Genomic DNA, 13,193 nt, shown 5'->3' on the forward strand with positions numbered 1-13,193 from the left:
CTCAGTGCGCGTGCCGACGTGCGCCGTCCGGCATGTCCAGTGCGCAGCGATGCTCGCTCGTGCCGAGATCCACCTGCAGCGTGACGTGCCTCATGCCGAAGCGCACTTCGAGCGATTCGACCATACGATCGAGGGTGGCGTCGCCGGGGTGCCCTGCGGGCATCACGAGATGCGCGCTGAGCGCACAGCCTGTCGTCGAAAGCGCCCAGACGTGCAGGTCGTGCACATCGACTACACCCTCTTGCTGCGAGAGGAAGCTGCGCACGCGCGCGATGTCGACGTTCTCGGGCACCGCGGCGAGCGCCAGCCGCACCGACTCGCGCAGCAGCCCCCAGGTGCCGTACAGGATCACGAGCACGACCACGATGGACATGAGCGGATCGATCCAGCTCTGGCCGGTCGCGAGAATCAGCAGTCCGCTCACGGCCACGGCGGCGGACACGCCGGCGTCGGCGGCCATGTGCAGGAATGCGCCACGAATGTTCAGGTCGTCCTTTTGCCCACGCATGAAAAGCCACGCCGAAAAGCCGTTGACCACCATGCCGATGGCCGCGACGACGAACACGTCGAAGCCTGCGACCGGCGCAGGATGGAGCAGGCGCCCAACCGCCTCTGCGAGGATCGCGCCGCACGCGAGCAGGAGCAGCGCGGCGTTGGCGAGCGAGGCGAGAATCGACGAGCTGCCGAACCCGAACGTGAAGCGCGCGGACGGACGGCGCGTTGCAAGCCACGCGGCGCCCCAGGCGAGCAGCAGGCCGAGCACGTCGGAAAGATTGTGGCCGGCGTCGGCGAGCAGCGCGGTGGAATGCGCAAGCACGCCGTACACCGTCTGTACGACGACGATGAATACGTTTAGCGCGACGGCGATTGCGAACGCTCGGCCGTGCCCCGCGACGGGCGCGTGATGATGGTGATGGTGGCCGTGCGCGTGACCATGCCCGTGCGGCGCGTGGGCGTCGTGGGCGTTGTCGTGGGCGTGGTCGTGGGCGTGGTCGTGCGCGTGGTCGTGCGCGTGGTCGTGCGCATGGTCGTGGTCATGCTCGCCCTTGTCCTCGTGCTTCGCGGCGCCTTTGGCGTCATGCGCGTGCTCGTGTTCAGCGGCACTCATGCGCCCTCCTGCCATTGCGCCGACGGCTCGGCAACGTGTTCCAGCATGCCGGCGATCATCGCGCTGATGTGCGCGTCCGCGGCGGCATAGAACACCTGCTTGCCCTCGCGTTCGGCGCGCACGATGCGCGCGGCGCGCAGGAGCCGCAGGTGGTGGCTCACGAGCGACGGCGACAAACCAAGCGCGTCGGCAATCGCCCCGACCGCGAGCCGGTCCTGAACGCAGGCGAGCACGATGCGCAGGCGCGTAGGGTCACCGAGCAAGCGGAAGAGGTCGGCGAGCGGGACAACACGCTCGTCGTCGGAAACTGGGGTCATAAATACACACGATACATATGAATATGTGTTCATATGTTAGTTCAGCAACGGATTCCAGTCAAACTCCGGTGAACTTCGGGAGCGGGTCCGCGAGTGTGGGAAAATGCCGCCTTTGTGTCTCGATCTTTTTGCTTCTTCAGTCATGGAACAGCTTTTTGTCCGCGCGTACGCCGCACATCGCGACGGCCGGCTGGACGACGCCGAGCGCGACTACCGCGCGACGCTCGCCGCCGATCCCGTGCACGTCGATGCGCTGCATCTGCTCGGCGTGCTACGGCATCAGCGAGGCCAGCACGCCGAAGCCGCGGACCTCGTGCGTCGCGCGGTCGCTTTGCGCCCCGACGACGCCGCGCTCCAGCTGAACCTGGGCAACGCGCTGAAGGCGCTCGGCGAACTGGAAGGCGCGATCGAGCGCTTTCGCAACGCCCTCACGCTCGCGCCCGCTTTTGCGCTCGCGCATTACAACCTCGGCAACGCCTATGCGGTGATCGGTCGCCACGAGGACGCGATGTACGCGTTCGGCCAGGCCGTGCGCCTGCAGCCCGGTGACGCCTCGTCGCACAACAATCTCGGCAACGCGCTGCACGCGCTCGGGCGCCATGCCGAAGCCGGCGACTCGTTTCGCCGCGCGCTCAAGATCCGCCCGGGCCATGCAGGGGCGCACAATAACCTCGGCATGTCGCTCAACGCGCTCGGCGACAGCGCGAGCGCGATCGAACATTTCCAGAGGGCGCTGCGCGCGGAGCCGCGCTTCGTCGCCGCACATTTCAATCTTGCGAACACGCTCGATGCGACCGGCCATCACGGCGAGGCCGTGGCCGCCTTCGAAACGGCGCTTTCGCTGCAGCCGCACTTCGCTCCGGCCCTCTTCGGGCTCGGCAACGCGCTTGCCGCGCTCGGCCGCCACGATGAAGCCATCGGACCCTACGAGCGTGCAATCGGCTTCGATCCGAAGTTTGCTCTCGCCTGGCTCGCGCTCGGTGTGGCACATCACGCACTCGGTCGGCATGCGGCGGCATTGCGCGCCTTCGACGAAGCGCTGCGCGTGCGGCCCGATCTGGCCGCCGCGCATTTGAATCGCGCGCTCACGTGGCTCACGCTCGGTGACTTCCGGCGCGGACTGCCCGAGTACGAATGGCGGCTCGATCCGGCCGCGCGCGATGAGGCGCACGCCAACGCGCCACGCGGCGCAGGCTACGCTCTGCCGCTGCCGGTGAACGCACAGGTTGCATCCATTGCGCCGCGCACGACGCAAAGTACGCTGCCGCGCTGGCACGGCGAGCCCCTGAACGGCCGGACGCTGCTGATCGAGGCCGAACAGGGTTTCGGCGACACGCTTCAGTTCGTGCGCTTCGTGCCGCTCGTCGCGGCAGCCGCAGCGCGCTCAGGCAACGCGCGTGTCGTGCTCGAAGTGCAGCGCGCGCTCGTGCCGCTCATCGCGCCGACCGCCGAAGCCTGGCGCGTCACGCTCGTCGAGCAGGGCGCGCCGCGCCCCGCCGCCGACCTGCACTGCCCGCTCCTCTCGTTACCGCTCGCGCTCGGCACGAGCATCGACAGGCTGCCCGCGCGCACGCCCTACCTTAACGCCAGCCCCGCCTACGGGCGTAAATGGCGCGGTTCGCTGGGCGGCCAGGCGCGCCGCAAGATCGGACTCGCATGGTCCGGACGCATCCAGAAGCACGAAAACCGCGCGATTGCTCTCGCCGCGCTCGAACCGCTCTTTGTGCTCGAAGGTATCGACTGGATCGTGCTGCAACCCGAACTCAGCGCCGCGGAACACGCGGCGCTCGACGCACATCCGCGCTCGCGCTCGATCCACCGCCTTGGCGGCAAGCTGCAGGATTTCGCGGATACCGCGGCTATCATCGAGCGTCTGGACGCCGTCGTGTCGATCGACACCTCGATCGCCCACCTCGCGGGCGCGCTTGGCGCGCAACTCTGGGTCATGCTGCCGTTCGCCGCGGACTGGCGCTGGTTCGCGGGTACCGACGAAAGTCCCTGGTACCCACGCGCGCGGCTCGTGCGCCAGCCGCGCCCGCATGCATGGGCGCAAGTCGTAGAAACGGTCGCTCGTGAGTTGCGCGACGCGTAAGCGGCGCAATGAGCTGCACAACAAAAACGGGGCGCCTGAGCGCCCCGTTTTTTATTGCTTCCGTAGCAAGATGACCGCTTCGCCCGATCAAGCCGCCTTGTACTGATTACGCGCTTCCGGTGTGCGATACAGCACGAGCGTCGCGATGAGACCGCACACGCCCGCCACGCCCATCACCGCCCCCGGCGCAGCCTTGTTGCCACTCAGGTGGATGAGGTACGTCGCGATCGCCGGCGTGAAGCCGCCAACCGTCGTCGCGAGGCTGTAGGCGAGCGAGAAGCCGGCGGTGCGCACGTCTGCGGGCATGACTTCTGTGAGCGCCACGACCATCGCGCCGTTGTAGCACGCGTACAGGAACGACAGCCACAGTTCAACCGTGAGCAGACGGCCGAACGACGGCTCAGCCACGAGCCATTGCACCGTCGGATACGCGGTGAGGATCGTCAGCACGGTGAAGGTGATCAGCATCGGGCGGCGGCCCACACGGTCCGAAACCGCGCCGGAAACCGGCAGCCAGAACAGATTCGACAAGCCGATGCAGACCGTCACGATCAGCGTATCGATTTCGTTCAACCTGAGCACTTCCTTGCCGAAAGTCGGCGTATAGGCAGTGATGAGATAGAACGACACGGTGGTCATGATGACCATGCCCATACCGGCGATCACGACACCCCAGTTCTGCACCATCGACGCCATGATTTCGCCCATCGACGGACGATGCTTCTTTCTCGCGAATTCCTCCGTTTCCTGGAGCGAGCGGCGAATGATGAACAGAAACGGCACGATCAGGCAGCCGATGAGGAACGGCACGCGCCAGCCCCAGTTCGTCATTTGCTCGACGGGCAGCAGGCGATGCAGCAACACGCCGAGCAGCGCGGCGAACACCACGGCGACCTGCTGGCTGCCCGACTGCCACGAAACGTAGAAGCCCTTGTTGCCCTTGGTCGCGATTTCGGAGAGATAAACCGAGACGCCGCCCAATTCCACGCCCGCCGACAAGCCCTGCAACAGGCGCCCGACCAGCACGAGCGCCGGTGCGAGTATGCCGATGGTTGCGTAACCTGGCACGACAGCGACCGCGAGCGTGCCGAACGCCATCAGACCGAGCGTGAGCATGAGGCCCTTGCGGCGGCCGTGATGGTCGATGTACGCGCCGAGGATGATGGCGCCGAGCGGACGCACGAGGAAGCCCGCGCCGAACACGGACAGCGTGAGCATCAGCGAAGCGAACGCGTTGTCACTCGGGAAGTAGGTCCGGGCGATCGCCGAAGCGTAATAGCCGTAGACCATGAAATCGTACATTTCCAGAAAGTTGCCGCTGACGACGCGGAAAACGGTCCGGAATTTTGATTCGCTTGGGGATGCGTGGGACGCGGTAGACATGACACTCTCTGAAGAGACTGTCCGGGAAGCCAGAGCGGCTCGCGGGACAGTGAAAAACAATCACCCGCGGTAAAGCGAGGGTCGCGCGGGCGCGCACGCGCGGGGATTTTATTGTGCGGTACGCGCCGGGAGTCAGATATTCGGGCATTTCCTTAAAAGAGGCTAGCAAAAAGCGTCAATATCGGCCATTTATTTCATATTTATTACTTTTATCATTCATTGCGCTTTCATGATTGACGACCCGCCGCGAGTGTCCTCGATTGGGGCAAAATAGTTCGCAGCAGGGCTCGGCGCGCGGCCCCCGACGCGCACCTTGATCCGGACGTCCACACGTCATCTATGCGCATGACCCAAACCCCCGCCCTCACACTGCGCCCGGCCACTGTCGCCGATGCTCCCTTGCTCGCCGCCATGCACGCCGCAAGCTGGCAGGCCACCTATCGCGCGCTGCTGCCCGCCGCGTTTCTCGATCGCGAAGTCGACGCCGAGCGCTCGGCTTACTGGCGCGCACGCATGGAGGCGCCAGGCGGCGAACGGCGTCTCGTTCTGATCGCCGAGCTTGCATCGGGCGCAGCCGCGGGCTTCGTGTGCGTCGAACGCCAACCGGGCTCCCCTTGGGGCGTGCTGCTCGACAATCTTCATGCGCTGCCGGCGCATCAGGGCATTGGCGTTGGCAAGCGACTCATGCGTGCGGCGCAGGAGTGGGCGCGCGCCCAGGGCGAGACGCAGCTTTACCTGTACGTGCTCGACGGCAACACGCCCGCGATCGCGTTCTACGAGCGCCAGGGCTGGACCTATTCGGGCTCGGAACCCGATCGCATGGGCGGCATCGACATCACGGCACTGCGTTACGTGTACAGGCTCGACGGCGAGTGAAGCGCGCGCGAGACGCAGCGCAAAGACCTCGAGCTTTTAAGACATTTCCGATAGAACGGCGGAATGGTGAAGGCCATCATCAGCGGCATCCCATTAATTACATGCGCCGCAGGCGACCCATCAACACGCGCCGCCGATGACATTGCCACCCGGCGCCGTCGCCAAGCCGGGGTTGCGAGAGATCGATGTCAACATTTCCGTTCGTTCAGGTCGAAGGCGCGCTTGCGTTGCCGCACATTCGCCCGCTTGCCCGTTTGCCCGCGTCGTTCGGTCGGGAATGGGCGCTAACGCCTCCGCAATTCAGCCTGCGCACCGAACTGCGTGTGCTATATGCGGCCATCATGCGCACGGTTTGCCTGAGCGCCGAAGCGTTTCGTGCGGCGGTCGGCTGGGGCAACGATCACAGCCCGGCTCCGCAGCCGCCCAGGCCCGTTGCCGCGTCTGTTGCGCCGTCTGTTTTCGTGGGGTCCGTTGCGCGGGAAACCGCCGGTAATCCGCCAGCAGGGAGTGCTGCAAACGCGCGGAGCTCACCCGGGGCTTCGCCAAACCACATACCGCCGTTCCAGCAACACAAGCTCACAGGTGGCGCGGTTGCGATTGGCGGCGCCGCACTGCTCGCATGGATCGTCGCGAGTCATGCACCACACGATTCACAAGGCGCAACCGGCAACGCACCTCCACGCCCCAATGCGAGCGCGAGTGAAGACACCTCGCAGCGCCTGGCCGAAGCGCGCGCACAGCACGAGCACGTCACCACCGCGGCCAGAGCGCGGTCCAGCACCCCGGCGCCTACGCCCGCCGCGGCCTTGCCTCGCAGGGTGGAAAAGCTGGCGCAAGCGCCATTGGCAGAGCCCACGCAGGCGCCCAAAACGACAGTCGTCGATACCCGCAAGCCTTCGCAGGCCGTGGCGCCAGCACACTCGAAACCCGATTTCAGCACGCGTGCGCACGCGCAGTCCGCATCGCCCGCGAGACTGGTCCAGCGCGAAGCGCGTGGCAACGAGCGTGCGGTCAAGCCCGGCAGCGGTCAGCGGGTTGCCGAACGCGGTACGGCCGCCCGCCGCGACATACGCACGCTTGCGCCTTATCGCGAAGCGGGTCCGGTGACATCACATCGCGCGCATGGCGCTTACTCGGAAGCGCAAGGCTATTCACCGCGGCAAACCGGCGCGAATCCCGCCGACGAATACGCGTCCATCCTTTCCTATGCGAAAACATACACCCCGGCACGCGTATCGAATTCGCCTGCCGTGCCGGTCGACAATACGGAATGGGTGAATCACGTTGCGCAACGTCGCATCACCGAGGTGCCGGACCGATTCGCAAAGTAACCCGCGGGTCCGCCTGCGGTTGCACCATAGAAAAGCCCGGCATCTGCCGGGCTTTTTCGTAGTTTGCAGGAGAAGCGCTCCGCCGACGGGGCGAAAAGCCCCCCGCAATACTCAGCGCCGCGCCCCGGGCAGACCTGCCTCCGTTGCGCGCTGCAGTGCGTCCACTTGCCTCTGCAGTTCGCGCAATTGCGCCTGTGCCTGGGCCTTCTGCGCATTGAGCGCCGCTGCGTCGCCCTGCGCCTGGCGCTGGTAGTCGTCGACTCGCGCCTGCTGCGTGCGAGCGATGGCGAGATCGGCCTGCAGGCGGCGCGCGCGTTCTTCGGACATCGCGATCACACGCTCGATGAACGTCTTTTGCGCCTCGAGCTCCGTGCGGCGTATTTCCACCTGGGACAGCTGCTCGGTTTGCCGCACGAAGTCTGCATAGATCGCCTCTGAACGTGCTTCGTCCTGCGAACGGATCACGCGCCAGAAATGCTTGTCCTGAAACAGTACGACGTAGTACGTCATCTCCGGCGGGTAGAAGAAGAGACTCGCGCCATAGCTCGCGTTATAGGTCGTACGCAGTTCGACGAGCTGGGCGTCGTGAATCAGTTGCATGAGCGTGACAACGTCGCCTTGCGCGGCGCCGGCGCTGGCCTGCTCGTCCGCGTTGGCCATAGCGCTCGACGGCGACGACGCGCCGGCTGGCTGCGGCGTCAAACTGCCAAGCGAGGGGCGGCTACCCGCCAGCGGCACACGCTCACCAGCCGCGCCAGACATGTCGGCCGCGTTCGTCGCGTCGGCCGGCATGCCGGCCCATGCCGTCGTGCCCTGCTGGAGCAGCATGAGTGCTGCGGCGCTGAGCATCACACGACGCAACGTGATTGAGTGCTTCATACCTGCCTATTCCATTCAGGATTCTCAGTAACCCTTCATTATCGCCGCCGGGAAATCTCAAAAACGACGTTTAAATTTGGATAAGCAGTGGAACAGAAAGATTAGGAGGAGTCTTACGTAGGAAGCGCGCCGATCAAGAGCAGAAGAGGCGCAAGGCGCGTAGGACGCAGAGGAAAGTGACCGAAATGAAAAAGCTGCGCGCAGGTTGCGCGCGGTCGGGATGGGGTTGCTGCGGGTTGCTGTGATGCGCGGTGCTTCGCCCGCGGTTTGCAATCAAAAGCGCGTTTCGCGCGCAGTTCGCAAGAAGGTGTCGAGCAGCGGCGTGCAATCGAGCAGTTCGGGGCCGCCCGCGCGGTGGAACTCCGGGTGCCACTGCACGCCCACGACGAACGGCGAACGCCGGTAACGCACCGCCTCGATGAGTCCGTCGCCCGCCGAAACAGCCTCGACGGTCAGGTCGCGCCCGAGGTTCTTCACAGCCTGATGGTGAATCGAGTTGACGATCGCCTCGCGCCGCCCGGGGAACATGGTCGCGAACGTCGAGCCCTCCGGGAACGTGACCGAGTGGCGATGCTGGTCGTAATGCTCGCTCACGTGCACACCGGCCGTCGGGACGTCCAACGCGATGTCCTGATAAAGCGTGCCGCCAAACGCCACGTTGATGAGCTGGCAGCCGCGGCACACGCCTAGCACCGGCTTGCCCGACTCGACGAATTCATGCAGCAGTTCGAGTTCGTACATGTCGCGCACACGGTCGCCCGGCCATTCGGGGCGTGGCGAGACCTCCGCATACGTCTGCGGTGAGACATCGGCGCCGCCCTGGAGCAACAGGCCGTCGAGATGCTTCGCGTAGTCGCGCAAGCGGATATTGCTTGGATGCAGCATGCCCTCGTGTCCGACCGTCGGAATCATGAACACGATGACGCCTCGGGACATCACCCAGTGTGCGATCGATTCCTCCAGGTATTGCAGCGTCTTGCCGCGCAGCCCTTGTGCACCCGGCTCCGGGTGGAAGATCCGCGCCGAGACGCCAATGCGCAGCGTGCGCTGCGTGATGCGCTGACCGGCGCGGTCGAACATTTGCCGGGCACGCGCCGCGATGATGCGGCCGAACACGGCCCACGCCGAATCGCTCGCGCGCAGATATCGCGGCGTTTCCGGCGGAATGGCGCCGGGCGGCGGCGGGTTATGCGCCGAGAAATCGGGCGCCTGGCCAAAGCCGGCGGGCGCGGCACCAGGACGTTGCGGCGCAGCAGACGCTGCCGGCTCGCTAGTGCTCGCCGGTTCGGTATGCGGGGCCGGCGCGGGCGCGGACTTGCCGGCCTCGGCTGTTTCGCTGATCGGAATACTCGGCGTGGTGCCGGCCGGCGCCTGCTTTGTCTCGCCTGGCGTGGGAGCCGTTGACGCCTGTACGGCGCCTGGCGTGACGGTCGAGGCGCTTTCGGGCGCATCGGTCGAAGCGCGTTGCGCGGCTTCCCCGGAAGGCGAAGCAGTGGTCGATGAAGAGGGCGAACCGGCGGGAGGAGAGGACGAAGGGGCGCCGGCAGGACCGGCATCAGGACGGCTTGCGCCGTCAGGGACCTCGGGGTGGTCTGATTTGTTATCGCTCATGACGTGGGGTCAGGCGCGCGGCGCGCGAACGAATGAACAAGGTTTGATTATCCGTCGCGCGGCACGTCGCCGCCACCCCCGCACACAATTGCTCACATCCCGTCACACAACCGGCGGTTCAAACTGGCGTAAGAGGCGCGCCACTTGCTAACCGCTTGCTCGCAGCGCGAACTCAGGCATCCGGCCGCTCGTCGAAGGTTTCGCGCAACGCGATCTGCATCGAGGCGTGGATCTTCACGCACCAGCGCCACAGCAGCATGGTGAGCGCCGCCGCGCACACCAGCACGCCGACGAGGAACCCCGTGGGCGGCAGGATCGTCCCCGAAAGCGCCGCCACGAGCAGGAACACGCCGAACATCGACACCACAGGCACCAGCTCCGCAATCACATGACGGATCGCGCGCGTGAAGCGCCCTGCCTTCTCCGGCTGCACGCTCACTTCGGCAAGCAGGAGCGCGAGCGACTGCGTCTTGCGCCACACCGCCACGAGAAACGGCATCGCGAGCGCGAGCGCGGCGCTCCAGAGCACGACGCGCTGAATGCGCTCGTCGCCGATCCAGTGCGTCAGCAACGGCGACGCGTAGCGCGCGCCATAGGAAACGCCGATGAAGATCGCCGAGACGAGCGCGAGATTCACAGTAATCTGCACGACGATGCGCTTCGTGAGCGAAAAGATCGTGGGCCCGTCCGAGCGCGGCACGAGGCAGCGCAGCCATTGGCCGTACATGCCGAACACGTTCGAGACGGCCGGCGGCATGGCGCGCGCGAGGCGCTGCGAGAGCGGGTCGGCAATGCGGATGAGGTAAGGCGTGGTGAGCGTCGTGATGGCCGAGACGGTCACCGCGATCGGATAGAGAAACCCGCTCGTCACCTTCAGCGTGAGACCGAGCGAGGCGATGATGAACGAGAATTCGCCGATCTGCGAGACGGTCATGCCTACGCGCATGGCGGTGCGTCCGTCGCGGCCCGCGAGGAAAGTGCCGAGGCCGCACGACACGAGCTTGCCGAGCACCACGGCAATCGAGATCACCGCAATCGGCCAGGCGTAGTCGACCAGAACGAGCGGGTTGAGCATGAGCCCGATCGTCACGAAGAAGATGGCCGAGAACGCGTCGCGCAGCGGCGCAACGAGATGCTCGATGCGATGCAGATGCCGCGACTCGGCCATGACCGCGCCGATCAGGAACGCACCGAGCGCGATCGAATAATCGAGCTTCACGACGAGCAGGCAAAAGCCGAAGCAAAAGCCCAGCACCGAGACGAGCAGCATCTCGTCGTTGCCCACGCGCGCGATGTAGCCGAGCACGCGCGGCACGATCAGGATGCCCGCGAGCAGCGAGACCAGCATGAAGAGCAGCAGCTTGCCGAGCGTGATGAGCGCGATGCCCGGCGAGAGTTCGCCCGTCTGCGCAATGCCGCCAAGCAGCACGAGCATGGCAATGCCGAGGATGTCCTCGACGATCAGGATGCCGAACACGAGCTGCGCGAACGGCTCGCGCTTCACGCCGAGATCGGAGAGCGCCTTGACGATGATGGTCGTCGAGGAAATGGCGAGAATCGCGCCGAGGAACAGCGAATCCATCGTGGCCCAGCCAAACGCGCGGCCGATCTCGTAGCCGATCCACAACATCAGCACGATTTCCGAAAGCGCCGCGACGATGGCGGTCGCGCCCACCTGGAAGAGCTTGCGCAGGCTGAATTCGAGGCCGAGCGAAAACATCAGGAACACCACGCCGAGCTCGCCGAGCGTCTGGATCGTCTGCTCGTCGTGGATGAGCTGGAACGGCGGCGTGTACGGCCCGATGATCACGCCCGCCGCGATATAGCCGAGCACGACCGGCTGCTTCAGGCGATGAAACAGCACGGTGACGACACCCGCGAGCGCCATCACGACTGCCAGATCCTGAATGAAGCCGATTCCCTGGTGCATGAAGGCCTTTCCTTACAAATAGCTATCGAATCTCCGCATGTTACCCGATGCGCGGCGTGAGCCAAATTGCACGCAAGGAAAAAAGCCGACCTACAATGATGCGACCCTTGCGGGCAATGCCCGCCCGCGCCGCAGCGCATCGACCGAATCTTCTGCCGCCATGACATCCGCATCCACAGCCTTCACGCCATTCCCTCCCCTCGCCCAGCTCAGCGCCGATCTCGCCGCGGGCCGCACGACGAGCCGCGCGCTCGCCGAAGCCGCGCTCGAGCGCATCGCCGACCCAGCCGGCCAGGGCGCGACCGTCTTCACGCACGTCGATGCAGAGCGCGTACGCGCCGCCGCCGACGCACACGACCGCCTGCGCGCGGCCGGCACCGTGCTGTCGCCGCTCGCGGGCATCCCCGTCTCGGTGAAGGATCTGTTCGACGTGGCCGGCGAAGTCACGCGCGCGGGCTCCACGGCGCTCGCGAACACGGCGCCCGCCCGGGAGGACGCCGCCGCTGTCGCGCGGCTGCGCCATGCGGGCGCGGTGCTGATCGGCCGGACCAACATGAGCGAGTTCGCGTTCTCGGGGCTCGGCCTGAATCCGCACTACGGCACGCCGCTTTCGCCCTGGCGCCGCGGCGTGGCCGGCGACGCGCGCGTGGCGGGGGGGTCGTCCTCGGGCGCGGCGGCTTCAGTCGCGGACGGCATGGCCGCCGTCGCGCTCGGCACCGACACCGGCGGCTCCCTTCGCATTCCCGCCGCGTTCTGCGGTCTCACGGGCTTCAAACCCACTGCGAGGCGCATTCCGAAAACGGGTGGCGTGCCGCTCTCCCCCACGCTCGACTCGTTTGGCCCGATCGGCAACACGGTGGCGTGCTGCGCGCTCGTGGACCGCGTGCTCGCCGGGCTCGTGCCGCGCGTGCCGGCCGCGCGTCATCTCGAAGGCGTACGCCTTGGCGTGCTCACCAACTACGTGACCGACGGCGTCGACCCCGAAGTCGCGGAAGCGATCGATACGGCGCTCAGCCATCTGGATGCGGCCGGCGCGATCGTGAGCGAAGTCCGCTTTGCCCCCTTCGAACGCTTCGCCGAGATCAACCGCATCGGCTTCTCGCCGATGGAAGCGTACGCGTGGCATCGCGAGCTGATTGCGAAGCATCGCGACCAGTACGATCCGCGCGTGCTCGTGCGCATCCTCAAGGGTGAGCACGCCACGGCCGTCGACTATCTGGACCTGATCGCCGCACGCGCCGCGGTGATGGAAGAGGCCCAGGCCACGCTCTGGTCGCGCTTCGACGCCGTGATCGCGCCGACCGTGCCGATCGCGCCGCCGCCCGTCGCCCCGCTCGTCGCCGACGACGATGTCTTCGCGCGCACCAACGCGCTCGTGCTGCGCAATCCGAGCGCGTTCAACTTCCTCGATACCTGCGCGCTCTCGCTGCCATGCCATCACTATGGCGCGGCGCCCGTCGGGCTGATGCTCGCCGCCGCGCCTGACAATGACGACGCGTTGCTCGCCATCGGCCGCGGCGTCGAGGCGGTGCTCGCGCCGCTGCGCTGATCAGAGCGGGCATCGCTCAAGCAACCCCTGCGCGCGAGCAAAGACACGTCCGCGCCGCGCGCAACCTTCGCGCTAGAATCCCGTCACGCCGTCGCAGCCGCCTGGGCGCTGCGCCAG

10 protein-coding genes are annotated in these 13,193 nt (G+C 66.2%); 4 read left to right on the forward strand and 6 right to left on the reverse strand.

Annotation, left to right across the window (positions count from 1 at the left end; translation table 11 throughout):
• Position 1: 1 nt before the first annotated feature.
• Both L0U83_RS10180 and L0U83_RS10185 read right to left on the reverse strand, forming a co-directional pair.
• Complete coding sequence (locus tag L0U83_RS10180; RefSeq protein ID WP_233882395.1) at positions 2-1,108, reverse strand: cation diffusion facilitator family transporter; 1,107 nt, start codon at positions 1,106-1,108, stop codon at positions 2-4.
• Positions 1,105-1,425 carry an ArsR/SmtB family transcription factor gene (locus L0U83_RS10185; protein WP_233882396.1) on the reverse strand — a complete coding sequence of 107 codons (321 nt, stop codon included), beginning with the start codon at positions 1,423-1,425 and terminating at the stop codon, positions 1,105-1,107. The genes L0U83_RS10180 and L0U83_RS10185 overlap by 4 nt, the downstream gene beginning before the upstream one ends.
• Positions 1,426-1,567: 142 nt before the next feature.
• Here L0U83_RS10185 and L0U83_RS10190 point away from each other — a divergent pair, with 142 nt between their 5' ends.
• Positions 1,568-3,517: a tetratricopeptide repeat protein gene (locus tag L0U83_RS10190; RefSeq protein WP_233882397.1), complete on the forward strand. Its 1,950-nt coding sequence runs from the start codon at positions 1,568-1,570 to the stop codon at positions 3,515-3,517.
• Positions 3,518-3,604: 87 nt separating this feature from the next.
• Here L0U83_RS10190 and L0U83_RS10195 read toward each other — a convergent pair whose 3' ends face one another.
• The gene (locus L0U83_RS10195; RefSeq protein ID WP_233882398.1) at positions 3,605-4,900 is read right to left on the reverse strand and encodes an MFS transporter; all 1,296 of its coding nucleotides are present in this window, start codon (positions 4,898-4,900) and stop codon (positions 3,605-3,607) included.
• 345 nt (positions 4,901-5,245) lie between these two features.
• Between L0U83_RS10195 and L0U83_RS10200 the strand changes: the two genes are divergently transcribed.
• On the forward strand, positions 5,246-5,776 hold the full coding sequence (locus L0U83_RS10200) for a GNAT family N-acetyltransferase (protein ID WP_233882399.1): 531 nt from the start codon (positions 5,246-5,248) through the stop codon (positions 5,774-5,776).
• 185 nt (positions 5,777-5,961) lie between these two features.
• Positions 5,962-7,107, forward strand: a complete 1,146-nt coding sequence (locus L0U83_RS10205; protein ID WP_233882400.1) for a hypothetical protein — start codon at positions 5,962-5,964, stop codon at positions 7,105-7,107.
• A gap of 111 nt (positions 7,108-7,218) precedes the next feature.
• Here L0U83_RS10205 and L0U83_RS10210 read toward each other — a convergent pair whose 3' ends face one another.
• From L0U83_RS10210 to L0U83_RS10220, 3 genes are all read right to left on the reverse strand, one after another.
• Positions 7,219-7,986, reverse strand: coding sequence for a DUF2968 domain-containing protein (locus tag L0U83_RS10210; protein ID WP_233882401.1), 768 nt, complete (start codon positions 7,984-7,986; stop codon positions 7,219-7,221).
• A gap of 273 nt (positions 7,987-8,259) precedes the next feature.
• Positions 8,260-9,597, reverse strand: coding sequence for a gamma-glutamyl-gamma-aminobutyrate hydrolase family protein (locus tag L0U83_RS10215; RefSeq protein ID WP_233882402.1), 1,338 nt, complete (start codon positions 9,595-9,597; stop codon positions 8,260-8,262).
• A 172-nt stretch (positions 9,598-9,769) separates the two neighbouring features.
• The gene (locus L0U83_RS10220) at positions 9,770-11,527 is read right to left on the reverse strand and encodes a cation:proton antiporter (RefSeq protein WP_233882403.1); all 1,758 of its coding nucleotides are present in this window, start codon (positions 11,525-11,527) and stop codon (positions 9,770-9,772) included.
• A gap of 160 nt (positions 11,528-11,687) precedes the next feature.
• Between L0U83_RS10220 and L0U83_RS10225 the strand changes: the two genes are divergently transcribed.
• Positions 11,688-13,076: an amidase gene (locus tag L0U83_RS10225; protein WP_233882404.1), complete on the forward strand. Its 1,389-nt coding sequence runs from the start codon at positions 11,688-11,690 to the stop codon at positions 13,074-13,076.
• The last annotated feature ends 117 nt before the right edge of the window (positions 13,077-13,193 follow it).

Source organism: Paraburkholderia flagellata, assembly GCF_021390645.1.
Taxonomy (GTDB): Bacteria; Pseudomonadota; Gammaproteobacteria; order Burkholderiales; family Burkholderiaceae; genus Paraburkholderia; species Paraburkholderia flagellata.

Bases quoted from the DNA above. Each gene is read 5' to 3' on its own strand.
- L0U83_RS10180 (WP_233882395.1), bottom strand. From the start codon at position 1,108: ATGAGTGCCGCTGAACACGAGCACGCGCATGACGCCAAAGGCGCCGCG.
- L0U83_RS10185 (WP_233882396.1), bottom strand. From the start codon at position 1,425: ATGACCCCAGTTTCCGACGACGAGCGTGTTGTCCCGCTCGCCGACCTC.
- L0U83_RS10190 (WP_233882397.1), top strand. From the start codon at position 1,568: ATGGAACAGCTTTTTGTCCGCGCGTACGCCGCACATCGCGACGGCCGG.
- L0U83_RS10195 (WP_233882398.1), bottom strand. From the start codon at position 4,900: ATGTCTACCGCGTCCCACGCATCCCCAAGCGAATCAAAATTCCGGACC.
- L0U83_RS10200 (WP_233882399.1), top strand. From the start codon at position 5,246: ATGACCCAAACCCCCGCCCTCACACTGCGCCCGGCCACTGTCGCCGAT.
- L0U83_RS10205 (WP_233882400.1), top strand. From the start codon at position 5,962: ATGTCAACATTTCCGTTCGTTCAGGTCGAAGGCGCGCTTGCGTTGCCG.
- L0U83_RS10210 (WP_233882401.1), bottom strand. From the start codon at position 7,986: ATGAAGCACTCAATCACGTTGCGTCGTGTGATGCTCAGCGCCGCAGCA.
- L0U83_RS10215 (WP_233882402.1), bottom strand. From the start codon at position 9,597: ATGAGCGATAACAAATCAGACCACCCCGAGGTCCCTGACGGCGCAAGC.
- L0U83_RS10220 (WP_233882403.1), bottom strand. From the start codon at position 11,527: ATGCACCAGGGAATCGGCTTCATTCAGGATCTGGCAGTCGTGATGGCG.
- L0U83_RS10225 (WP_233882404.1), top strand. From the start codon at position 11,688: ATGACATCCGCATCCACAGCCTTCACGCCATTCCCTCCCCTCGCCCAG.